The sequence below is a fragment of the Komagataeibacter intermedius TF2 genome, assembly GCF_000964425.1.
Taxonomy (GTDB): domain Bacteria; phylum Pseudomonadota; class Alphaproteobacteria; order Acetobacterales; family Acetobacteraceae; genus Komagataeibacter; species Komagataeibacter intermedius.
In genome coordinates, this window is the sequence record NZ_BANF01000182.1 from 1 (window position 1) to 23,937 (window position 23,937).

General features: G+C 62.8%; 18 protein-coding genes, 3 tRNA genes and 1 pseudogene. 3 read left to right on the top strand and 19 right to left on the bottom strand.

What is annotated here, in order from left to right; all coding sequences use genetic code 11:
- From B7449_RS15345 to B7449_RS15370, 6 genes are all read right to left on the bottom strand, one after another.
- A partial coding sequence (locus B7449_RS15345; RefSeq protein WP_048883791.1) for a hypothetical protein occupies positions 1–451 on the bottom strand: 451 nt, incomplete at its 3' end.
- 651 nt (positions 452–1,102) lie between these two features.
- A tRNA-Arg gene (locus tag B7449_RS15350) sits at positions 1,103–1,179 on the bottom strand.
- Positions 1,180–1,205: 26 nt separating this feature from the next.
- Positions 1,206–1,511, bottom strand: coding sequence for an ETC complex I subunit (locus tag B7449_RS15355; RefSeq protein WP_010512981.1), 306 nt, complete (start codon positions 1,509–1,511; stop codon positions 1,206–1,208).
- Positions 1,512–1,532: 21 nt separating this feature from the next.
- Positions 1,533–1,609 (bottom strand) — tRNA-Pro (locus B7449_RS15360).
- A 145-nt stretch (positions 1,610–1,754) separates the two neighbouring features.
- Positions 1,755–2,237, bottom strand: coding sequence for a xanthine phosphoribosyltransferase (gene gpt, locus B7449_RS15365; protein ID WP_039733441.1), 483 nt, complete (start codon positions 2,235–2,237; stop codon positions 1,755–1,757).
- On the bottom strand, positions 2,237–2,611 hold the full coding sequence (locus B7449_RS15370; RefSeq protein ID WP_039733469.1) for a tRNA-binding protein: 375 nt from the start codon (positions 2,609–2,611) through the stop codon (positions 2,237–2,239). Before B7449_RS15370 ends, gpt begins: the two co-directional genes overlap by 1 nt.
- 106 nt (positions 2,612–2,717) lie before the next feature.
- Here B7449_RS15370 and B7449_RS15375 point away from each other — a divergent pair, with 106 nt between their 5' ends.
- Positions 2,718–3,986 (top strand): MFS transporter, encoded by a 1,269-nt coding sequence (locus tag B7449_RS15375; RefSeq protein WP_039733440.1) that lies wholly within the window; start codon positions 2,718–2,720, stop codon positions 3,984–3,986.
- On the opposite strand, the gene B7449_RS15380 is transcribed toward B7449_RS15375, so the two are convergent.
- The gene (locus B7449_RS15380) at positions 3,973–5,205 is read right to left on the bottom strand and encodes a cation:proton antiporter (protein WP_039733439.1); all 1,233 of its coding nucleotides are present in this window, start codon (positions 5,203–5,205) and stop codon (positions 3,973–3,975) included. The genes B7449_RS15375 and B7449_RS15380 overlap by 14 nt on opposite strands.
- Positions 5,206–5,734: 529 nt before the next feature.
- Between B7449_RS15380 and B7449_RS15385 the strand changes: the two genes are divergently transcribed.
- The gene (locus B7449_RS15385; RefSeq protein WP_039733438.1) at positions 5,735–6,691 is read left to right on the top strand and encodes an alpha/beta hydrolase; all 957 of its coding nucleotides are present in this window, start codon (positions 5,735–5,737) and stop codon (positions 6,689–6,691) included.
- Positions 6,692–6,793: 102 nt separating this feature from the next.
- Here B7449_RS15385 and B7449_RS15390 read toward each other — a convergent pair whose 3' ends face one another.
- The gene (locus B7449_RS15390) at positions 6,794–7,393 is read right to left on the bottom strand and encodes a CatB-related O-acetyltransferase (RefSeq protein WP_039733436.1); all 600 of its coding nucleotides are present in this window, start codon (positions 7,391–7,393) and stop codon (positions 6,794–6,796) included.
- Between the two features lie 564 nt (positions 7,394–7,957).
- Positions 7,958–8,033 (bottom strand) — tRNA-Asn (locus B7449_RS15395).
- A gap of 142 nt (positions 8,034–8,175) precedes the next feature.
- On the opposite strand from B7449_RS15395, the gene B7449_RS15400 reads away from it, so the two are divergent.
- The gene (locus B7449_RS15400) at positions 8,176–9,279 is read left to right on the top strand and encodes an ABC transporter substrate-binding protein (protein WP_039733435.1); all 1,104 of its coding nucleotides are present in this window, start codon (positions 8,176–8,178) and stop codon (positions 9,277–9,279) included.
- A gap of 74 nt (positions 9,280–9,353) precedes the next feature.
- Here the strand turns inward: B7449_RS15400 and B7449_RS15405 are convergent, their stop codons facing one another.
- The 10 genes and pseudogenes from B7449_RS15405 to B7449_RS15455 all read right to left on the bottom strand — a co-directional run.
- Positions 9,354–11,555 carry a TonB-dependent siderophore receptor gene (locus tag B7449_RS15405; RefSeq protein ID WP_039733434.1) on the bottom strand — a complete coding sequence of 734 codons (2,202 nt, stop codon included), beginning with the start codon at positions 11,553–11,555 and terminating at the stop codon, positions 9,354–9,356.
- Between the two features lie 1,113 nt (positions 11,556–12,668).
- On the bottom strand, positions 12,669–13,607 hold the full coding sequence (locus B7449_RS15415) for an ABC transporter permease (protein ID WP_010512996.1): 939 nt from the start codon (positions 13,605–13,607) through the stop codon (positions 12,669–12,671).
- Complete coding sequence (locus tag B7449_RS15420) at positions 13,607–14,668, bottom strand: ABC transporter permease (protein WP_039733433.1); 1,062 nt, start codon at positions 14,666–14,668, stop codon at positions 13,607–13,609. Before B7449_RS15420 ends, B7449_RS15415 begins: the two co-directional genes overlap by 1 nt.
- Positions 14,668–16,254 (bottom strand): ABC transporter ATP-binding protein, encoded by a 1,587-nt coding sequence (locus tag B7449_RS15425; protein WP_039733432.1) that lies wholly within the window; start codon positions 16,252–16,254, stop codon positions 14,668–14,670. The genes B7449_RS15420 and B7449_RS15425 overlap by 1 nt, the downstream gene beginning before the upstream one ends.
- Positions 16,247–17,368, bottom strand: coding sequence for a BMP family ABC transporter substrate-binding protein (locus B7449_RS15430; protein WP_039733431.1), 1,122 nt, complete (start codon positions 17,366–17,368; stop codon positions 16,247–16,249). Before B7449_RS15430 ends, B7449_RS15425 begins: the two co-directional genes overlap by 8 nt.
- Before the next feature lie 168 nt (positions 17,369–17,536).
- The gene (gene ligA / locus B7449_RS15435) at positions 17,537–19,684 is read right to left on the bottom strand and encodes an NAD-dependent DNA ligase LigA (RefSeq protein ID WP_039733430.1); all 2,148 of its coding nucleotides are present in this window, start codon (positions 19,682–19,684) and stop codon (positions 17,537–17,539) included.
- A gap of 4 nt (positions 19,685–19,688) precedes the next feature.
- A complete protein-coding gene (gene recN, locus B7449_RS15440) occupies positions 19,689–21,410 on the bottom strand; it encodes a DNA repair protein RecN (RefSeq protein ID WP_039733429.1) in 1,722 nt (573 codons plus the stop codon).
- Between the two features lie 39 nt (positions 21,411–21,449).
- Positions 21,450–22,334 (bottom strand): outer membrane protein assembly factor BamD, encoded by an 885-nt coding sequence (locus tag B7449_RS15445; RefSeq protein WP_039733428.1) that lies wholly within the window; start codon positions 22,332–22,334, stop codon positions 21,450–21,452.
- An 83-nt stretch (positions 22,335–22,417) separates the two neighbouring features.
- The gene (lpxC, locus tag B7449_RS15450; RefSeq protein ID WP_039733427.1) at positions 22,418–23,383 is read right to left on the bottom strand and encodes a UDP-3-O-acyl-N-acetylglucosamine deacetylase; all 966 of its coding nucleotides are present in this window, start codon (positions 23,381–23,383) and stop codon (positions 22,418–22,420) included.
- Between the two features lie 164 nt (positions 23,384–23,547).
- A pseudogene (locus B7449_RS15455) lies at positions 23,548–23,937 on the bottom strand (cell division protein FtsZ); the annotation flags it as partial.

Genomic DNA, 23,937 nt, shown 5'->3' on the forward strand with positions numbered 1-23,937 from the left:
TGCCAGTGCCAGTGCCAGTGCCAGTGCCAGTGCCAGTGCCAGTGTTCATGCTTGTGTCCGGATTGGTGCCGGTCTGGATGGTATTGCGGGTGGGGGTGGTCGTTTCCACCGGGGCAGGACGATCGGACAGGACCCTGTCGGGATAGACCGCGCCAGTGCTGTCATAATCTGCGGCATTATAACGTCCCACGCAGTTCTTGCCACGTTCGGCCGTATGGACGGCTTCCAGTTCGCCTTTCAGCTGACCGGGCTGGACAGGTCGGGCGCGTGTCGTGCGCTGGGGGCCTGCTGCAGCCAGCGCCTGTGTATCCGTTTCATCCAGCAGGGCAAGCTGTGCACAGCTTTGCCGCATGTAGGGTTCGGGGTTCACATATTGCGCATTGATTTCGGCGGGCCTGGTGGTGCACCCCGTTACAGCCAGTATGCCCAGACACAGGATTGTTTTTTTCATGGTCTTCCTGTCATGTTATGACTGTCCTGAATAAAAATTGTCCGTATGGATAATTATTATTAATTAACTTATAAAATTAATTGAACATTATTTAGAAAATATAAAAACAAAATAACGTATTGAAAATTTTTCATCATTTTTATTAATAAAATCTTTCGGCATATCCGTCAGCAGCGTCCGGCGGCCTGTATATGTAACGCGTCCTTTCTGGCCGGGTTGCGGGCCAGGTGCGGTTCTGGCCATGACGGAAGCTGGGGGCGAATGCGGATTTCATCGCGCGGTCAGACAGCTTTTCCGCGAAGGCTTTTCGAAAAAAGGATGTCAGGGAGCAGCTTGTGGAGAATCACAGGCAGCGCCGTGATTTTCGTTGCATGGGGTATCCGTCTGGCAGAAGCAGGTGCGGCGACAACACCACGGATCGCTTCCATTCGTGGACATGGGATCGATCATTTCCAGCGAATCATCGACACATATCTGCTCCGTCGCACGGAGGGCGCAGGCATGCAGTTGCGGGAACAGCATCAGCAGCGGCGAGACCAGCAAGGTGGCCTTCCGCTGCTACACGTGGCCGTCTGGGGTAGGTAAATCCCACGACAAGCCATGGTGCACTGCAGACAGTGCCAATTTTTTAGCTGCCGAATCATTGGAAACTGGCGCGCCCTGCTGGATTCGAACCAGCGACCCACAGCTTAGAAGGCTGTTGCTCTATCCAACTGAGCTAAGGGCGCGAGCCTGTGCTTGTGCCAGATCGGGCCTAATGCGTCCAGTTCTGGATCCGGTCATAACGGAAATTATCGGCATAGGCCTTGGGGCGGCGGAGGCGCGGGGCCGGAATTTCGATATCGAAGGCGATCCCTTCCCGTGTGGCATAGGCAACCGCGCTATCCTGATCGGGAAACTGCAGCCGCAGTTGCGATGGAGTGTCTGCGCTGCCTGTCCAGCCCATCAGGGTATCGACATGGCGGGGGCGGCTCTGCCCGTATTCCAGTACCCATGTATGGGTCCGGGCCTGCCCTGACTGGGTGGAGGGCTTGGACTGCCTGTAAATCCGGGCTCGCATTACTATCCGTCTCCCTGGATATGGTCGGGGCGCCCGGACTCGAACCGGGGGCCTCGTGTACCCAAAACACGCGCGCTACCAGGCTGCGCCACGCCCCGCGACCACGAGCGGGAACCTATGTGGCAACTGCTGTTCTGGCAAGCACATTCTTGCAAAAAAATACCGCGCCCATCGTCCCTGCGGCAAGCAGTGAGGACGGGCGCGGCGAACAACAAGGCGTGTGATGGGAAACGGGTGTTCCGATCAGGCCTTTTCGGTGGGCTGGCTGGCCAGGGGCGGGATGAACAGCGGCGCCGTATCCCACGGGAACAGGATCCATGTGTCCTGCGGGACTTCGACCACGAACATGTCGGTGACCGGCAGGCCCGCGGGCTTGGCATACAGGCAGGCGAAGTACGCCTTGGGCAGCATCTTGCGCACCAGCTGGGCCGTGACGCCGGAATCCACCAGGTCGTCTATGATCAGGAAGCCATCGCCATCGCCAGCCGCGTCGGCCTTCTTGACCACGTTGGATTCGCCCATCTTTTCCTCGTCGTAGGTCACGACGGAAATGGTGTCGATCAGGCGGCAGTCCAGTTCACGGGCGATGATCGCGGCCGGGATCATGCCGCCGCGCGTGATGGCCACGATTCCCTTGAAGGGGCCACGGGCCATCAGCGAGCTGGCCAGTTGGCGGGCATCGCGGTGCAGCTGGTCCCATGTTACGGTTGCGTAGCTTGTAGCCATCAGAAAAGTTTTCCTCCATCGGGAACACGGCCGTCGGGTCGGATCAGGACGGCCTCTCCATTACTGTCGGGCATGCCCAGTGTCAGCACTTCGCTGCGCAGCGAACCAACCTGCCGCGGGGGCACGTTGATGACCGCGCAGATCTGGCGGCCGATCAGCCGGGCGGGGACATAACGGTGATTGACCTGCACGACCGACGACCGGACCCCGATATGGGGACCGAAATCAATGGTCAGCCGGAAGGTATGCCGTGGCGTCTCGCGCACGGGATGTGCATCCACGACCGTGCCGGCCCGGATATCCAGCCAGTCACGTGCGCTTGTTACGTCCCCTGCCGTGCCGGGCACGGCTGCATGCTCTACAGGGTCTGTCATGGAACAGCTTTTGCCCGTATCGGGGCCGATTTGCAAACACGTGAACGTAATTTTCAGGGCGAAAGCGCAGGATATTTTTCGCGGCTGCTGTTAGGGTGGCGGCATCATGTCATCTGTCTCCGCCCCACCGTCACCGTCTGATAACGAACACTCCATGAACACCGTGCCCCTGCACCGGCATCCGGGCCTGCCGGCGTTCCTGGCCGCCCGTACGGCATCGTCCTTTTCCGCCTGCGTGCAGGCCGTGGCGGTGGGGTGGCAGATCTATGCCCTGACCCACAGCACGACGGCGCTGGCGCTGGTGGGGCTGGCGCAGTTCCTGCCCATGGCGGGGCTGCTGCTGCCGGCGGGGCATGCGGCGGATCATTTCAACCGCCGCCTGATCGTGGTGACGTGCCAGTGCATCGAGGCGCTGTCCGCCCTGTTCATGGCCATCGGGGCATTTGGCGGCTGGACCACGCCGTGGATGATCTATGCCATGGTCATGGTGTTTGGCGCGGCGCGCGCGTTCGAAATGCCATGCCAGCAGACTTTCCTGCCCGCCCTTGTGCCCGCGCATGTCTTTCCCCGCGCGGCGGCGGTGTCCTCTTCCCTGTTCCAGGCGGCGGCGGTGACGGGGCCATCGGTGGGCGGGCTGCTGTACGGCGCGGGGGCGGGGGCGTGCTATCTTGTCTGCGCCCTTGGTTTTGCGTGCGCCTGCATGGGGACGCTGCGCATCCGCCTGACTTACGTTCCCCGGCCACGGGTGCCGCTGTCGCTGGCCACGTTTGTCGAAGTCATGGATTTCATGCGCGCCCGGCCCGACATGCTGGGGGCGATCTCGCTGGATCTGTTTGCCGTGCTGCTGGGTGGAGCGACGGCCATGCTGCCGGTTTTCGCCAGTGACATCCTGCATGCGGGGCCGGTGGGGCTGGGGCTTTTGCGCGCGGCGCCCGCCATCGGGGCGGTGGTCTGTTCCATCGTGCTGGTGTGGCGGCCGCTCAACCGTCATGCCGGGGCGCGCATGTTCCTGGCCGTGGCGGTGTTTGGCGTGGCCACGGTGGTGTTTGCCCTGTCGCGTTCCATGGCGGTGTCCATTGCGGCGCTGGCGGTGCTGGGGGCGGCGGATGTGGTCAGCGTGGTGGTGCGCGGCGCGCTGGTCCAGCTGCGCACGCCCGACAGCATGCGGGGCCGGGTTTCGGCGGTGAACATGCTGTTTATCGGGTCATCCAACCAGCTGGGGGAATTTGAAAGCGGGATGGTGGCCAGCATGATCGGGCCGGTTGGCTCGGTCGCGCTGGGCGGGATTGGCACGCTGGCCATAACCATTGCCTGGATACGGATGTTCCCCGGGCTGTGGCGTCTGGACCGGCTGGATGACATTACCCCGGAATAGGCGGTCGGTCGGTTTCCGTGCGCGGGGCGAACAGCCGGAACAGCGGGCCCGTCAGCGCGGTTGAAATGACCGCCAGCACCATGAGGGAGGCAAAGGCGAAATCCGACAGCATGCCCTGCGCGTGCAGGATGGTGGCGGCCACGATTTCCATCAGCCCCTTGCATTGCAGCAGCGCACCCACGCCCAGCGCCTGCCGCCGCGTCAGTCCCGGTGCGGGCGGGAAGGCGTAGACCGACCCGATCTTGGCCAGAACGGAAATGACCACCAGCATCAGCGATGCGGTGACGGAGGGCCATGTCAGCGCATCGCCATTTATGTGCAGGCCGCTATGGCCAAAGAACATCGGCGCCAGCCAGATCAGGGAAAAGCGCCCGACCTGTTCCACCGGCAGGCGCGCAACCCAGCGTGGCGGCATGAGCGCACCGGCGAAATATGCCCCGATCAGTTCATGCAACCCAAGCTGCATGCTGGCCCATGACCCGGCCGCCAGATAGACCGGCACGGCCGTCCAGATAACCACCAGAGGCGGGTTACGCATGTTACGTGTCGCCCAGTTGCTGATGACCGCCAGTGCCACCAGCAGGACGACCGCCACCCCTTCCAGCCCGGTCCAGCCATGCAGCGCGGCCGGCCCGCGGGCGGCGAACTGCAGGATGACCAGCCCGATCCATAATGCCGCGTCATCAACCACCGCCAGCTTGAGCGCAAGCTGCCCGATCGAGCGTTGCAGTGGCGGGAGTTCACGCACGATCCCGATCAGTACCGGCAGGGCGCTGACCGCGATGCACAGGCCAATGGCCAGTGACCCGATCAGGCGGCCTACATGCGGCGGATGCCATCCATGCAGCGGCAGAAAGAAATAATAGACCAGGACGGACCCGATAACGAACGGTCCCCCCAGCGCCACCAGCGCGCCCCCCAGCAGGCGGCCAAGCGGTGGTGGGGGAATGGTGTGGGCGGAGGCACTGGCGTCGGGCGGCTGCCACATTTCCAGCCCGGCGGTAAACGCCAGCACCAGCACGGCCAGCCAGCCAAGGTTGTTGCCATAAACGGACGGAATGCCGATCGTCTGTACCGGCACATGCATGACGGCCAGCACGATCCCGAGCAGGATCGGCAGGACGACAATGGGAATGGCCCGATGCACCAGCCGCCATACACCCCACGGGAGAAGAACAAACAGGGCTGCATCAAGAACAAGTGCCGTAATGTTCGCCAATCTTGAACCTTTCTTATCGAGAACGCGAACAGGCTATATATAAAAATTTTGGATGAGAACTTTTATTTTTTGTAAGGTGCAGGAATATATGCTTTATTGATGGCGTGGGGAATTCTGCGTTCTCTTGTGCGGATTTATGCCTATAAAGCAGGCAGAAGTTCTTGTCTGCTGATCTGATGATCCAGTGTCATCTGGTACAAGAACATGAAAACGTCGATACCGGGCATCGGGTTTGGCGTGGGAGCGCGTCGGGGGCATCACCTTCCCGGCATCATGTGGGGGAACGGCCTTTCCGTTCCTGAAATGCAATAATATTTCATATCTGCATGGCAAACATAAACTATGAAAATGAATTGCTTTCCAAATATAATAGATAAGAAAAACCCATAATTTTATAGTTTATATACAAATACAGAGAAAATTATTTGATGTCGGTCATGGCTGGTCACGCTTGCGTGCGTGACCCTTGGGCATAGGGAAGACGCCCCATCCATGGGGTGACTTCTGATTGAAGAGGACCCGCTTCACCATGCCCAAGAATGTCGTAAATCCCGAATTCCTCCCGATCCTGGAAAAGATGCCGTCGTTTGATGGCCTGTCCGCACGGTCGCTGCCGGAAGTGCGCGAGATCTTCATGACGGCGGTCAGGCTGATCGAAGGACGTCCCCTGTCGGATGTCGAAACGCAGGAAGAATACATTCCCGGCCCCGCGGGCGCGCCGGATGTGCGCGTGCTGATCTATCGCCCCCGCGTCAGGCGCCCCAACGCCCCGGCCATGGTCTATATCCATGGCGGCGGACTGGTTTCGGGCCATCCGGAGGTCGATGACCCCAAATGTCAGGTACTGGCCAGCAAGATGGGATTTGTCATTGTCTCGGTCGATTATCGTCTGGCGCCCGAAGTCAGGTATCCCGGCGCGATCGAGGACTGTTACGCCGCCCTGAAGTGGGTGCATGAGAATGCGGCCGCACTGGGCATTGACCGTGACAGGGTTGTCGTGGCGGGGGAAAGCGCCGGTGGCGGGCTGAGTGCCGCACTGGCGCTGATGGCGCGCGACCGCAAGGAATACAGGCTGGCCTACCAGTTGCTGATCTATCCCATGCTGGACGATCGTACGGCCACAAAGGTCGATCCCGCGCCTGATTTTGGTGAATATGTCTGGACCCGTTCGGCTAACAAATACGCATGGGAAGCGTATCTGGGGGCTGCGGCGGGGGGCGATGATACGCCGGCCTATGCTTCTGCCGCGCGGGCAAAGGACCTGTCCGGCCTGCCGCCGACGTTTGTGGGCGTCGGGTCGATGGATCTGTTCCTGTGTGAAGACCTGGACTACAGCCGCCGCCTGATGGCTGCGGGCGTGCCGACCGAAGTCATGGTCGTACCGGGGGCCTATCATGTCTTCGACATGTTCGTGCCGGATGCGGAACTGTCACGCCGGTTCATGGATGCATACTGCGCGGGCCTGAAGCGTACGCTGGGTCTGTAATATCAACGCTTTTCCCGGTCATGATGGTGGTGTCATGGCCGGGGAGGAAAGTCTTCCGCTTTCTCTGTCCGGAAACGGGCCATCCTGGGGGCGCCCGAAGTGCTACGTCGGGGCATCTTCGTATGCGCGCAGGAACCCCTCGATATCATCGCTCATCAATAACGGCATCCGGGCACGGATGACCGCCTCCGGCCAGTCCCACCATGCCAGTGCCAGGAGCCGTTTGATGATCTCCTCGGGGAAGCGGTATTTGATGAGCCGGGCTGGATTGCCACCGACGATGGCATACGGCGGCACGTCTTTGGTCACCACTGCCGCCGTGGCGATGATTGCGCCAGAGCCGATCGTCACGCCCGACATGATATTGGCCCGCGCGCCGATCCACACGTCATTGCCGATGACGATGTCCCCCTTGGTGGAATGGTCGTCGGATGCATCAGCCGCTTCGGGCCAGAAATTGCACTGGTTCTTGAATGGATAGGTGGTGATCGTATCCGTGCGGTGGTTGCCCAGGATCATCAGCACCTCGCGGGCGATCGAGCAGTATTTCCCGATCTTCAGGCCGGCATATTCGGCCTCTATGATGATGGGAGAGCCCTTGGCGCCATACGTATGGTCCCCGATCTCCCAGCCCCATTCCTCGATCTCGTGGGCCAGCGTGTAGCGTAGAAGTAGCGAAAAGGCGTTCTTGCCATAATACATGGAGGGTGCGTTCTCCCGTCATGGTTCAGGTTGTGCAGGTTATGCCACTGTTGATATGCGATTTTGCACATCGATCACAGGAAGCAACTTCCTTGCCATGGCGGATCGCCGTTTGGGAGGGGGCGCATTGCACCGGGCAGTTTTGTTATCGTTATCCAGCAAGGTTGGAAAAGGTTGAATCTGCGCAACGGCCCTGCGTCAGTTTGATTGGACGATGCTCACTCTCCAGTGCTCATTGCTTGCCCAGACCGACCGAGATTGCCCGCACGTCCGTTTATCGCTGCATGGGGCCGGCTGGTGATGGTGTCATGCATCACAGCAAGGCTTCCTTACAATTTTCAACCAGAGCAAAGGAGCCGTTACCTGTAGGCTGGTGACGGCAGCCGAAGGTGCTTGGAATATGAAATGACGGGGAGTGATTATGTGGGTCTGGAACGGGGGCAGGCAGCATAAGAAACTGGTCTGGACGTGTCAGCACGTTTCCGGAAAGCGCATCACTCATCATGGGTCCAGATTTTATGAAATCCGTAACCTACTGATCTGACACTAATTTTTAAGGAAAGGTGGCTCCCGAAGTAGGACTCGAACCTACGACCCAGCGATTAACAGTCGCTTGCTCTACCAACTGAGCTATTCGGGATCAGCGTTGAGCAGCTTATAGCCACACTGGTGGGGGGGCGTAAACCCCCCTTTTGAACTTTTTTTAAAAAAGGGGAAAAAAGGGAACCCGGACCGGCTAAAAGCACGGTAGAGCCTTCGCGGAGCAGGAGAAACTGTAGGTAATGGAAGAAGATAACAGGGCAGGGCAGGCACCGCGCCTGCTGCGTCGGGCGGTTGTGCCGCTGCTGGTCGGGGCAGGGTGCGCCGTTGTGGGCGCGCAGTGGCTGCAAAGCCGGCAGCAGGCCCGCATCGTGCGGCATGATGATGAACTGCTGGATGGCGAACCCCATGACCTGACGCTGTCCTGGCCTTCCGCACAGGCATCGACCCTGTACAATGTCGCCCTCAGGCAGGACTTCTTTTCCCAGTATCATCTGGATGTGCACCTGCAGCCCGGCGCGATGACGGGGCGGGACGCCATTGCCGACCTGCAGGCAGGCCGCAGCATGGCCGCCGTGGCGCCGGTGCTGTCATGGCTTCAGGCCTACCAGGCGAATGCGGACCTGCCCGCCCGGCTGGTCATGGGGCTGCAGGCGGGGACATTCCGCCTGCTGGTGCGCAGACGGCTCCGGATTGCCAAGATCGAGGATCTGGTGGGCCGCAGGATTGCCGTGCTGAATGCGGACATGGCGGACCGCCTGTTCTTTTCCGTTATCCTGCGGCGCAAGGGGCTGAATCCGGATACGGCGCCCAACTGGGTGATCCTGCCCCCCGACCAGATTGACGATGCCCTTGCGGCAGGCACGGTGGATGCGGTGGCGCTGCATGACCCGCTGGCGTGGCAGCTGCTGAACAACCGGGCGCTGGATATGGTTGAACTGGTCAACAGCGTGAAGGGGCTGTACGCGGAACGCACGAACCTGGCGCTGGGCGTCTCGACGGACCTGCTGGACCGGACGCCCGGTGCCGCGGTGGCCCTTGTGCTGGCGCTGTCGCATGCCGCGCGCTGGCTGCCCGAACACATGTCGGAAGCAGCCACCCTGCTTGATGGCCGGGTGGCTGGCATGGATCAGGACACCGTCCTGCAGATGATGCGCCATGAAGTGCTGGGCATAAGCCCGGTGGGCAATGACCTGAAGATCCAGATTGCGCGTTACGTGGATGAACTCAAGCTGCTGGGCCAGTTTCCCGACAGCCTTGATTCCGCCGGCTACGCCCGCCGGATTTCAGCTGATATCCTGCGCCACGGGCGTGGTGGAAAAGGCGGTGCGGGGCAGGCGGGCTGAACGGCGGATACGGCGCTCTGCCGGTTGCATCCGCCCGGCAGCCACGCGCATGGGGCTGCCGGGCCGGGATGGATTTACCACGTATAGCCAATGCTCGCCTGCGCATTACGGCGTTCGCCATAATAGCACCATTCCTGATTATAGGAGGCATAGCTCAGGCAGTTCGCGACATAATTCTTGTCGAACAGGTTGCGGGCACTGGCCGCGACGGTCCAGCCATGAAGCGAGGGGGAAAGGTTCGACAGGTCATAGCGAACTGACGCATCAAACACGGCGTATTGCGGCACCCAGACGCTGCCATAGCTGGCCTCGCCACCATAGGATTTGTTCGAATATCGCATGCCGCCACCAAAACCGAGGCCTTTTACCGGCCCCGAAGGCATGGTGTAGAACGCGAATAGCGATGCATTGCCCGTCCCGGACTGGATCAGCGGCTTGCCGGTTGAATCATCATGGACCTTCTGCACGCTGACCGCAGCCGTAATCATCAGGTTTTTGTATGGCTCGGCATGGGCTTCGAATTCGAAGCCGTCCGAATGTACCTTCCCGCTTTGTGTGCTGTAGCCCAGGTTGCCCACGGCAACCAGCACGTTGCTCTGTTCAATATGGAAACCTGCGGCCGTCAGCAGCAGCGACGTGCCCGGAAGCTGGTATTTCAGCCCGCCCTCAAGCTGCTTGCCAAGGGAGGGATCGGCCTGGCGGAACGTCTTGCCGCCATCATTGGAGACCGTGCCCGACTGCGGCTGGAATGATGTCGAGTAGCTGACATAAGGGGCCAGTCCAAACCGGAAATGATACAGGCCCGAAGCGCGCCATGTGATCTGGCGGGGACTTTCCTCCGACGTGGAATGGGAGATGTATTCATGCTGCTGTGACCGGTACCAGTCATTACGCAGGCTGCCGGTCAGGACCAGTCCGCGCCAGTGCATTTCATCCTGCGCGTACATGCCGATCTGGTGCGAATTGGTCTGGTAATTCACATACGGGGCCATGGCGGGAATGACCATGTTATAGTCGGGGTGCAGGACGTTCAGGGCGGGCGCGCTGCCAAAGAAACCCTGTTCGGACGCGCTCTGCTGCATGTAGTCGAAGCCGAACATCATCGTATGCTGCACGGGGCCGGTACGGACGTGGCCCTTGAACTGGCTGTCGAATGTCAGGTTATGCGTATGTTCGTTCGTCCCGAAGGCGGAGCGGCTGAGCATGTCCTCGCTTGTATAATAACCGTTGTTATACACGCTGCGATAAATGGTCTTGATGTCATCATACCGACCGCGGCTGGTGAAGCTCCAGTTGTCATTGAAACGGTGGTTGAAGATATAGGTAATACTGCCCTGCCGACGGTTGAATTTCTCGAACGATGCATCGCCGTCATAAAAATCCCGGGGCAGGTAGCCGTATGATGCAGGTTTGAGCGACCCCACCAGCGGCTCACCGCCATAGGTGCCATTTTCGGGATCGTACTGGTAATTGCCCAGAATGGTCAGCGTTGTCGGTCCATCGCCGCCGAACGTGAAGGAGGGGCTGATGGAAAAGCGCCGGCTTCCCGTCCGGCTCATCTGGCTGTGCTGGCCGTTGACCGTGCCATACAGGCGATAGCGCACAAGGCCGTTATCCGTCGCATACCCACCAACGTCGGCATCCACGCGATAGAGGTCGAACATGCCGCCTGTTGTGGTGACGCCACCATAGAACCTCTGGTCGGTCGGCAGCTTGCTGGACAGCGCGACAAGGCCACCGGGGCTGGACTGCCCATACAGCGCGGATGCCGGTCCCTTCAGGATCTCGACCCGTTCCAGCCGGGATGTATCGGTCTGCGCCGTGGCATAGCCCGTGGGGCTGTCCTGCAGCTTGAGGCCATCAAGGAAGGTCGGGACCGTAAAGCCGCGCAGGGCGAACTGGTCATAGCGCGTGCCTTCGCCCCCGCCACGCAGGTCCGGGGTAATGCCCGCCGTGTACCGCACGGCCTGGTTCAGGTTCAGTACCCCGCGCACGTCCATTTCGTTGCGGGTCACGACCGTCACCGACTGGGCGGTTTCAATCAGCGGCGTATCGGATTTCGTTGCCGAGGACGCGACCGTTGACGGCCTGCGTGCATGTACCTCCAGCTTTTCAGCCCGCGCGGCGGTCGTGTCCGGCTGGCCGGTCTTCTGTTTCGCAGTCTGGGTCCGGGCCGGATGGGTGGAATCGGATGTATCGACCGGATTCGCCGCAAGGGCATTCCCTGTCACCAGAAGGGAAAGCGGAAATACATAAAAAACCCTGCTGCGCTGCATGCCTGACCTCGTTTGTGGCGTTTTCTGCCGTTCGGAAGTGGGTTCTTAAGGTTAATGCGAATCATTTGCAACATATATCAAAACGTGTCACCTTGAATGACAAGGTCCGGTGGAGCATTTTTCTCACTTTGGCGGCAGGGCCGCAGCCTGCCGTACCGACAGGTCAACAGGCACGCAGGAAGTGCATGCGACGTGCAGACCGTCCGGCACGATGACGGGATGTATCCGGGCCGGACGATCGCGGTCATTGCAATGCGCTGCCGGATCAGTTCATGTTCCCCGGACCGCCGGATTATGAAGATATGCAGAAGGGCGACATGCCAGAGCCTGAATATATCCTCAGGCTGCATGACCCCATCTGCATTTTCGGCAATGCGTATGCCGACCAGAACAGCCCGTTCCAGGATGTTCAGCAGAATGCGGATGAAGGCATGAACAGATGGCTTACGGGGATCATGACCACGAATGCCTGTTTGCCACAGTCACCTCTGTCCCACCCGCACAGGCACAGTCCGTAGAGCGTGCGGATGAATATGGAACCGCCGCAACGACAGTACGCGCGTTCCATACAGCGCAGGGCGACGGGCAGGGGGACGATGCGTCAGCAATGGTCCTCCCGGAAAAACGTTCCAGGCCTGCATTTTCTCCCGCAGGTCTGACCGGGTTTTATGGGCAGCTGCCAGATATTGCCCTGGCAGAATGCGTGGCGGGATGCGATCAGGAATGATCTGTCATATTGCCAGCAGGCTGGACCGGGGGTCTCGGTGCGTCCTTTTTCCGTCCAGCCGCCATGCCGCGCCGGGACTGGAGAAAAGCGCAAGTGAGATCATGGACGTCACGGCATGCTGGGGCAGGTCAGTCCACGATCGTCCTTCAAAATGATTGGGTTCCGGTTGTGTGTCCCTGCGTGGCTGGCACGCCTGTCCGCTGCTCCGGACTGACTGGATATTGCAGCACGCGAGGACGTCGCGGCATGCAGGCGTTCCCGGCGGCGCCCGGTTTTTCTGGAACCGGGCGGATGCGCTGGTGCAATAACCGGTATGCCCTCTGCTGTGGGTGTCAGGGCATCCCGGTCTGAATGCCCGTTCGCCATGAAAACAGCAGGCCCTGACCCTAGCGCACGTCGCGGTAATAGGGCTGGGCCAGCGCCGCAGGGGCGGCCATGACCCGGCGCATGCGGTGCCACACCACCACCGGCACGATAATGAAGGCCATGGTGCCCACATACGGCAGCATGTTCAGGAACGCCGGATCAATCGGCCAGTTATGGGCCTGCCCGACAAACGACAGCGCCGTTACCAGTCCGAACAGCAGCGCGGACAGCGTGACGATAACCGGGCGGTACCCCGCAAAGATCACCAGCGCCAGCGCGATCCACCCGCGCCCCGCCACCATGCCTTCCGACCACACGGGCACATAGGTCAGCGTCAGGTATCCCCCCGCCATGCCCGCCATCGCGCCGCCAAGCGTGACGTACCAGAACCGCATGGCCATGACCGGAATGCCAGCCGCGTCCGCCGCTGCCGGGTTTTCTCCTACCGCACGCATGTTCAGCCCGTGGCGGGTGCGGAACATGACAAAATGCACCAGCGCGGGCAGGATGACGTAAATCGGCACGATCAGGATATTCTGTCCGAACAATGCCGGACCAATGACCGGAATGGATGACAGCAGCGGCACGGTGACATGGCCAAACGTTGTCGCAACCGGCTGCCCGGCATAGTTGTGGCCAAGTGCCGTGGACAGCCCCAGCCCCATGAAGGTCGTCGCCAGGCCACACAGCACCTGGTTTGCCCGCATCACCACGGCCCCGAACGCAAACACCATGCCGCCCGCCGCGCCGACCAGACCGGCAACCAGCAGCCCGACCCATGGCGAGGGAATGGACGCCACGGTCATGACAGCCGTCACGGCCCCCAGCGCCATAAGCCCTTCCACGCCCAGGTTGGTCACGCCAACCCGTTCAGCCAGCACTTCGCCAAGGGCGGCCAGCGCCAGCACGCCGCCCGCCAGCACGGCGGTGGCCAGCATACCTGTCAGTAGCGTGATCATCATGCGTTTCCCTTTGGCGTGGCGCCCGCCACCGGACGGTAATGGGCCAGTTCGTCGCCAATGGCGATCATGAACAGGATCAGCCCCGTAATGGCGAGGACAACCGACGCCGAAAGCTGCTGTGTCTGCATGACAATGCCCGAATCAAGGATCAGCGCCATAAGCAGTGCTGCGGGAATGACGTTCAGGCACGACCCGCGCGCCAGAACCGCCACCACGATTCCCAGATAACCAAAATTGTTGGCCATGCCGCCCTGCAGCCGGTGGACCGTGCCCGCGACTTCAAACATGCCCGCAAGGCCGGCCAGCCCGCCCGACAGCAGCATGACCGAAATGATGCGCAGCCGCACCGGAATCCCGGCATAGCGCGCGGCTTCGGGGTTGGCGCCGCCAATGCGGATTTCATATCCCCATCGCGTGCGCGACAGTACCAGCGCCAGCCCGATCACGATCACGATGGCCACCGGAAAGCCCCAGTGCACGATGCCCCACATTTCGGGAATGGAAACCGACAGGCGCTGCGTCGATACCTGCGCCCCGCTGATCCGGTCCCGCCACGGCCCCGTGGTCAGGTAATAGGTCAGGAGCGATGCAATGAAGTTGAGCAGCAGCGTGGTGATGATTTCATTTACCCCGGCATAGGCCCGCGCCAGCGTGGGCACGGTAATCCACGCCATGCCGCCAAGGATTCCCGCAATGGTCATGACCGGCAGCACCATGATGGCCGGACCATGCAGCCCCAGGGCAACGCCGGTCGCGGCAATGGCGCCAGCATAGAACTGGCCTTCCGCGCCGATGTTCCACAACCCGATCGTGCCGCATACGGTCACCGCTGCCCCTGTCAGCAGCAGCGGGCACATGAACAGGGCCAGATCTTCCAGCCCGAAGCGTGACCCAAGGGTGGAGCGCAGGATCAGTTCCGCCAGCACCACCGGGCTGTGTCCCGACAGCGCCAGCACGCCCGCGATGATGCACAGCGACAGCACGATGGCCGCCAGCCGCAGCACAAGGATGCGTCCCGCCGGTGCGCTGGGCAGGCGCTGGAATGCACGTGTCGCCATTACTGTGCCACTCCCGGTTGGGTGTGGGTGGCGTCCCGGCCACCCATCAGCAGGCCGATGGTGGCCATGTCGGCCGCCTCGGCATCAATTACGGACATGAGCCGCCCGTGGAACATGACCCCGATCCGGTCCGATACATTCAGCAGGTCTTCCAGATCTTCGGATATGAACACGACCGCCACCCCCTGGTCACGCAGGTCGGTCAGGTATCCCAGCATGGTGGCGATCGCCCCGATATCCAGCCCGCGCGCGGGGTAGGCGGCCACCAGCACCCGGCTGGCGATACGGATTTCACGTCGCGCCACCAGGCGCTGCTGGTTGCCGCCCGACAGGTTGCGGATGGGCATGGCGAAATCGGGAATGGTGACCTGCGCCAGGTCCGCAATGTCGCGCGCCAGCACGCCCGCCGCCTGCGCATCATACAGCCCGTGTGTCCCGATGGGCGGGTACGGATATTCACGCAGTGCCATGTTGGCGGTAACCGACAGCGATGGCGCCAGTGCGCTGCGCAGCCGGTCCTCGGGGATATGCCCTACGCCCGCCTGCACGAACAGGGCAGGGTCCGCACGATCCACAAGGTTGCCGTCCAGCAGGATTTCGCCCGACGTGCGGGCCATGAGGCCCGTCAGCACATGTGTCAGTTCGCGCTGTCCGTTGCCCGCGACCCCGGCAATGCCCAGGATCTCGCCACCATACAGGTCAAGGCTGACATCGCGCAGCGTGTCCACCCCACGGTCGTCGCGCACGCTGACATTGCGCAGCTGCATGACCGGGTCGGTCGCGATGGGGGCGGCCCCTTCGGGGCGGGCGCGCATGTTGCGCCGGACAATGTCGCGCCCCACCATGGTCGCCGCCAGCATGGACGGATTGCAGTCCGCCGTGCTGAACGTGCCGACCTTGCGCCCCCCGCGCAGGATGCTGACGCGGTCCGAAATCTCCATCACCTCATCCAGCTTGTGGCTGATGATGATGACGGCGTTGCCCTGCGCGCGGAAGGCCCTCAGCGCGCGGAACAGTTCGCCCGTTTCCTCCGGCGTCAGCACGGCGGTGGGTTCATCCATGATCAGCAGGCGGGCCTTGCGCGCCAGCACGCGCAGGATCTCGACGCGCTGCTGTTCGCCTGCCGACAGGTCGCATACGCGGGCATCGGGCCGGACGGGAAAGCCGAAGCGTTCCGAAATCTCGCGCGTGCGGGCTTCCATCACGGCGGGGGAGGCTATGCGGGGCGCTTCATCCCAGCCAAGGTGGATGTTTTCCGCCACCGTAAAGGCCTGCACCAGCTTGAAGTGCTGGTGCACCATGCCGATCCCCGCGCGGATCGCGTCCTGCGGGGAGGTAAAGGTCTGGCCGTAACCATCAAGGATGATCTCGCCTTCCTCCGGCTGGTAAATGCCGGTGACGACGTTCATCAGCGTGGATTTGCCAGCCCCGTTTTCCCCCAGAAGGGCATGAATCTCACCGGGCCAGACATCCAGGTCCACGTCCTTGTTGGCAATCACGCCGGGGAAGAATTTGCCAATGCCGCGCAACTGCAGGACCGGCGGCGTGCCGGGGGCGACCCCGGCGGGGGCAGGCTGCTTACTCAAGGCCGGATACTCCCGCGACAGCCCAGTCGCTGTGATAGATTTCAAGGTCGCTCAGCGTCACGCCCTCGGGCACGCGCAGGCGGCCATGGTTGTCATGGATCGGCCCGCGGAACGGGTTGTAGCCCGCCAGCATGCGCGTGCGCATGGCGTCGGCCTGACGCGCGACCTCGACCGGCACGGTCGGACCCCACGCATCACGGTCCACGCCGTGGCCCAGCGTCAGGAAACGCCCCTGTGGCTGCCATGTGCCCGCCAGGAGGTTGCGCACCTGCGAGACATAGAAATCATTGAAATCAAGGGTTACGGAACTGACATAGGCTTCCGGCCCGTAATCCAGCATGCCGGTGTTCCACATCGCCGCCTTCAGCCCGCGCTGCACGGCCACGCGCAGATAGGCCGGTTCATCCATGATCCCGCACAGGAAGTCGCACCCGTTATCCGCCAGCGCCGTGGCCGCCTGGGTTGCGGCCTGCGGGTCGAACCACGCGTTGATGGTGATGCTCTGCAATGTTACCGACGGGTTGACCGACTGCGCGCCCAGCAGGGTGGCGTTGGCCGAGGCATAGACCGAAGGGATGGGAAACGCGCCCAGGAACCCGATCTTGCCCGTGCGTGTCATGAGGCCCGCGGCAATCCCGATAACGTAGCTGGCATACCAGTGCGCCACGTAATACCACCCCAGGTTGCCGGTCACATTCGTGCCGTCACATTCCATGAAGGCCACGTCGGGCGCGCGGTCCGACACATCCTTGATGAAATCACCATATTCGGAGGTCGCGAACACCATCTGCGCGCCTTCGGCCACAAACTGTCGGAAAATGCGCGTGGCGTCGGCGGAATAGGGCACGCTTTCGACATATATGGTGCGGATTTTCGGGAATTCGCGGCGCACGGCCTGCACCCCCCGGTCATGCACCATGGACCACCCGCCGTCTGTAATCGGCCCGGTATGGCCGAAGCCGATAATGGCGTCGGCTTCCGCCAGCGGCCTGCGCCACGCGGGCGTGGCCGCCGCACGGGCCGGTCGCAGCAGGCCGGAGCCGGCCGCCCCCGCCATGCCCAGCAGTGCCCGGCGCGTTGTCAGTAACCGCCCCCGCGGTCCTGAAGCTGTCATAAGATGTTATCCCCTTGATAATCCATGCCGTATCCCCCTGCGGCAAGATGGCGTGCTGACCTGTTCGTATGCTCCTGTCGCTGCGTTGTCCGGTGTGCCGTACCTAGTAAACGTTACGAAGCAGGTACATGCAAGACCATCGCGCAACCTGCGGTCCGACCCGGCGCATCAGGCGTGATCGGTCCCGGCTGGCGGCATGCCCGCCAGCGCGCGCCAGCTGGCCTCATCCATGGTGGCGACGCCCAGCTCGGCCGCCTTGCGCGCCTTGGACCCGGCCTTTTCCCCCAGCACCACAAGGTCGGTTTTTTTGGAAACGCTGTCGGACACGCGCGCGCCCAGGCGCTCGGCCACGGCACGGGCTTCGGGGCGGGTCATGGTGGTCAGCGTGCCGGTAAAGACGATGGTCTTGCCCGACAGCGCGCCTGCGGCCACCATTTCCTCGTCCGTGACCTGTGCCAGCACCGATGTCAGGTCATCCAGCGTCGCGCGGTTATGGGATTCGGCAAAGAACGACACCAGTTCATCCGCAATGGCCGAGCCGATGCCGGTGATCGAGCCCAGTTCCAGCCGCTCGTCCGATCCGATGACCGCGGCCTTTTCCATCTGCTGCCGCCAGTTGGCCATGGACCCGTAATGCCGCGCCAGCAGGCGGGCATTGTTGATGCCGATGCGGCGGATGCCCAGCGCGTAGATCAGGCGCGACAGTTCGATTGTGCGCCGCGCCCCGATCGCGCGCACCAGATTGCGGGCCGATACCTTGCCCCAGCCGTCACGCGCCGCGATGTCCGCTTCATGCGCGGGCAGGCGGAAAATATCGGCGGGCGTGCGCAGCCAGCCCAGTTCGTGGAATTCCACGATCGTGCGATCGCCCAGCCCGTCAATGTCGAATGCATCGCGCGATACGAAATGGATCAGCCGCTCCACCACCTGCGCGGGGCAGGTCAGGCCGCCCGAACATCGCCACACGACCTCGCCTTCGGGCCGTTCGGCATGCGCGCCACAGACCGGGCAGGTGTGGGGGAAAGGGAAGGGCGGGCGGTCATGGTCGCGCGGCAGGACCACGCCGGTCACCTGCGGGATCACGTCGCCCGCGCGCTGCACATGAACGAGGTCGCCCTCGCGGATGTCCTTGCGCGCGATCTCGTCCTCATTATGCAGGCTGGCGCGGGTGACGATCACGCCGCCCACATTAACCGCCTCCAGAAGCGCAACCGGTGTCAGCGCGCCGGTGCGGCCAACCTGTATGTCGATCTTTTCAAGGCGGGTGATGGCCTGCTCGGCTGCGAATTTCCACGCCACCGCCCAGCGTGGCGCACGCCCCGCGAAACCAAGGCGGTCCTGTAGCGCGCGGTCATCGAGTTTGTACACAACGCCATCAATATCATAATCCAGCGCCGAGCGTTCCAGCGTCAGCCGCTCCATGAAGGCCTCGGCCTCGGCTGCGTCCTTCACCCGCATGCTGAGTGGATTGACCACAAATCCCCATGCCGCAAGCTGTTCAAGGTAGCCATGATGGGTTGCGGCCAGTGGCGTGTCGCAGAAGCCCGCGGCATAGGCGAACAGGGACAGGGGACGCCGGGCCGTCACCGCCGGGTCAAGCTGGCGCAGCGACCCGGCCGCGGCGTTGCGGGGATTGGCGAAGGGTTTTTCCCCCGCGTGCTCCTGTGCCGCGTTGAGTTCAAGGAACGCCTGCTTGGACAGGAACACCTCGCCCCGGATTTCGATCACGTCGGGGAAGGGGGCGGGCAACTGTTCGGGAATGTCCTTCAGCGTGCGCAGGTTGGCGGTCACGTCCTCGCCTTCGGTGCCGTCGCCGCGCGTGGTGCCGCGCACGAAACGGCCATGTTCGTAGGTCAGGCTTATGGACAGGCCATCAATCTTGGGTTCCGCGACAAAGGACAGGGCGCGGGCCTGGTCTTCCCCCAGCCCGAGGAAACGGGCGATGCGGCTGATGAACCCCTCGAATTCCTCCCGCGAGAATACATTGTCCAGCGACAGCATGGGCACCATGTGCCGGTGGCGGTGGAAGGGGCCACTGGCGGGCGCGCCGACCCTGTCCGCCGGGCTGTCGGCGCGGCGCAGGGTGGGAAAGCGCGTCTCCAGTTCGGTATTCAGCCGACGCAGCCTGTCATACGTCGCATCGTCAACCAGTGGCGCGTCATTCTGGTGATAGGCCACGTCCAGCGCGGGCAGTACGGTGGCAAGCCGCGCCAGGACCGCTTTTGCATGGGTTTCGTCCTGTTCCATCGCAGCCGCATCGGCCAGCAGGCGGCGCGCCTGTTCGGACAGGGGGATGGATGACGGGTCATGGGGCATGATGTCAGACCCCTTTCAGCAGGCTGTCGGCCGCGGCGCGGGCGGCGGGGGTAATGGTGTCGCCAGACAGCATGCGGGCGATTTCCTCGCGCCGGGCCTGTGCATCCAGCGGTGCGGCATGGGTTTCGGTGCGGCCCCTGTTCACGCTTTTGCTTATGCGCAGATGGGCGTCGCCTCGGGCCGCGACCTGCGGGCTGTGGGTGACAACCAGCACCTGCACGCTACGGCCCACGGTATATAGCCGTTCCCCGATGGCCGAGGCCGTGGCCCCGCCCACGCCGGAATCCACTTCGTCAAACACCAGCGTGGGAATGGCGGACCGACCGGCCAGCACCACCTTCAGCGCCAGCATGAGGCGGGAGAGTTCGCCCCCCGATGCAACCTTGGCCAGTGGTCCCGGCGGCTGTCCGGGGTTGGCGGCAATCAGGAATGATGCCTGTTCCTTGCCCCGCGCGTTCCATGCTTCCGCCTCCAGCGGCAGGAGCGAGACGATGAAGCGCGCGCGTTCCAGCTTCAGCGGTTTCAGTTCCGCCATCACCGCCTGTTCCAGCCTGCGGGCCGCCTTTTCACGTGCGGCGGTCAGTTCCAGGGCGACCTCTTCAAACCGGGCGCGGGTTTCGGCCACGGTTTTTTCCAGCACCTCGATGCGGGCATTGCCCGAATCAAGGGCGGCCAGACGGTCGTTGAAAGCCGCGAGCAGCCCCGGAAGTTCCGGCACCGACACGCCATGCTTGCGCGCTTCGGCACGCAGGGCGAACAGGCGTTCTTCCGTCTGTTCCAGCAGACGCGGGTCGGCCTGTGCGTCCGATGCAAGGCGCGAGAGCATGCTTTCCGCTTCCGCCAGCGCTTCTTCCGCGCGTTCCAGCGCATTCAGCGCTTCCTGCGCGGCTTCCTGCTCGGCTGCCCCGATCGCTTCGGGGTTCAGGTCGGTGGGGGCGGGCAGCAGGCGTTGCAGGGCGCGGCTGGCGTTGCGCAGCGCCGATGCGGGACCGGGGGAGCGACGGTCGCGCGGGGCAAGGTCGGCCAGTGCCGCGGCGATCGCTTCCGCCCGGCGTTCGCCCTGCTGCAATGCCTGGCGCAGGCCGGCAAGCTGGGTTTCCTCATCTTCCTGCGGGGCAAGGGTGGACAGATCGTCCACTGCCTGCCGCAGCCAGTCTTCCTCGCGCGCGGCATTTTCCATTTCCGCCCGCGCGGCGGCCAGTGCGGCCGTGGCCTCGATCCATTTACGATAGGCCCCGGCGGTGCGGGTGCGCAGGGTGCCCGATACGCCAAAGGCATCCAGCAGGTCCAGATGCGTGGACTGGTCGGCCAGTCCCATCTGTTCATGCTGGCCCTGTATCTCCACCAGCAGGGTCGCCGCCCGGCGCAGCAGGCTGACGGCCACGGGCTGGTCATTGATATAGGCGCGCGAACGTCCGTCAGTGGTGACGACCCGGCGCAGCAGCACGGGTTCGCGCACGTCATCCAGCACGATGCCCTGTTCACTGAACAGCTGGTGCAGGGGATGGTCCGGCGCGATTTCAAAACTGGCGCTGACGCTGGCCTGTTCACATCCCGCACGGACAAGGGACGCGCTGGCCCGTTCCCCCAGCGCCAGCCCCAGGCTGTCCAGCAGGATGGACTTGCCAGCCCCGGTTTCCCCCGTCAGCACGGTCAGGCCGGGGGGAAAGGCCAGATCCAGTTTTTCGATCAGGACCACATCCCGTATCGAGAGCTGTGTCAGCATGCAGGCTTCCCGTTCAGCACAGATAATCGTTGGCGGAAATCAGAAAACCGAATGCCACGCCCGGGAAAATACGTTCCGTCCCTGCTTGTGGTCCTTGCCGGTCGCGCCCTTGATCAGGTTATGCGCGCGCAGGTGGTCGTAGGCGTCTTCATACCATTTGCTGCTGGGGTAATTGTAGGCCAGCACCGCGCCGGTCTTGCGCGCCTGTTCCAGCAGGCCCATGTCCAGATACACTTCCACCAGCCGTTCCAGCGCCTCGGGCACGTGGTTGGTGGTCTGGAAATCCTGCACCACGCGCTGGTAGCGGCCGGCGGCGGCAAGGTAGTCATTCTGCTGCTGGTACCACCGGCCCACCAGCATTTCCTTGCCTGCCAGATGGTCGCGGCACAGGTCGATCTTCAGCTGCGCGTCACGGGCGTAGGGGCTCTGGGGAAAGCGGGTGATGACTTCTTCCAGCGCGTCCATGGCCTCGATGGTGCCCTGCTGGTCACGCTGCACGTCGGCCACCTGTTCATAATAACACAGCGCGCGCAGGTAGAAGGCATAGGCCGCGTCCGCGCTGGTGGGGTGCAGTTCCAGGAAGCGGTCAAGCTGCTGCACCGCTTCGGGATATTTGTTCAGCAGGTAGTTCGCATACCCTTCCATCAACTGCGCGTTGGCGGTGTACTGGGAATAGGGGTAGTTGCGCTGCAGGGTATCGAACTGGTTGACCGACAGCAGGTACCGGTCCGAACGCAGGGCGTCCACACCGTTGTTGTACAACGTTTCGGCCGAGCCGACGCGCGGCGCGCGTTCGTTGATGGTACTGGCGCTCTGTCCGCATGCGGCCAGAAGACCGGCAAGCGGCAGAAGGGCCAGCCAGGGCGCTGTCTGGCGCGGGGCGCGCGATGGTTGCGGAACGTAGTGTGATGTGCGTGCGAACATACCCGGCTCTTCCAGTTACGGAAGCTTTATATCATGTGCCGGGGGCGGGTGAAGTCTCCGCGTGCGGTTTTCGCACCGTCCCATTAGGCAGCCCGGTCGCGCGGGGCGGGAAGGGATGCGTCAAGCGGGGCGCGGCGCCAGTTCGCCTGTTCGGCAAAGACCTTGCGCAACAGGCGATTGTTCAGCGTATGCCCGGACTTATGGCCCCGGAAATGGCCGTTGACCATGCCTCCGGCCAGATACAGGTCGCCAATCGCATCCAGCACCTTGTGGCGCACGAATTCATCGGGATGGCGCAGTCCCGACGGGTTTACCACGCTGTCGCCATTGACGACCACGGCGTTATCCAGCGATCCGCCACGGGCCAGCCCCACGGAATGCAGGTAATCTATTTCCGGCTGCAGGACGAATGTCCGTGCCCGGCTGAGATGCTCGCGGAACTGCCCCGGTTCCACGCCTGTCATGTACCGCTGCTGGCCAATGGCGGCAGCAGGGAAGTCGATGGAGATGTCGATCGTCAGGCCGGGCTGCGCCGTGGGGGACAGTTCGGCATAGGCATCGCCGTCTTCCACCCGCACGGTCCGGTTTATGTGAATATGCTGGCGCGGGGCGGCCTGCGGCACGATGCCCGCGCATTCCAGCAGGAACACGAATTCCGCCGCCGAACCATCGAATACCGGGATTTCAGGACCATCCACGTCGATGAAGATGTTATCGACGCCACACCCCGCCAGCCCGGCCATAAGGTGTTCGATCGTGGCGATACGTTCGGCATGGCCACCGGTGGTATCGCAGCCCAGCACGGTGCTCAGGCATGTATCGACCACCATGTCGTACCGTGCGACGACCGGCGGCATGTCAATGTCGGTGCGCCGGAAGACAATGCCGGTATTTTCCGGTGCGGGGGACAGCCGCAGGCTTATGCGCGCGCCCGTATGCAGCCCGGTGCCGACGCTGCTGATCGGCTGGCGTATGGTGTGCTGCATCTGCCCTTCATGCCGGGGTTCCGAAATGAAGGGGGCGTGTGTCTGCGGCAGCATGCCGTCCATTGCCTGTATCCTTGACGGAAGAGTGGGAGAACTCACAGTAACTGGCATGTTATCATGTTACTGCCTTGTCTCTCCGCAGGACAGTCAAGGATTATTGCCTATTGTTACCTATCTGGAAGGAAAGCGTGGCCTGCCCGTACGGGACTGGCCGCGCATCGGTCTGATCAGGGTGAACGGCGGCGCAGGAAGGCGGGAATGTCCAGTCCGCCATCATCTGGTGTCGGGTTTCCGCCCGTGTTCTGCGCCGACGGCTGGGATGGCTGCGGGGGCTGGGGCTGCACGGCGGGTTCCGTGCGGGGCGCGGGCTCGGGTGCTGCCGGGGTGGAATGGCGGCGCAGCGCGCCGGTCACGATCCCGAACAGGCTGCGCGGCGCGGGCTGGGGTTCCGGCGCGGCGGGCTTGGCGCTTTCGGTAAACAGCGGCGAACGCGGGGAACCCGCGCGCTGTGCCTGCGCGACATGCGGCGGCACGGCATTGGGGGACGGCGCCTGCGGTGCGGCGGGACGCTGCTGGGGCGCCGCCGTCGCGGGCTGGCCCACGGGGGCGGCGGGCTG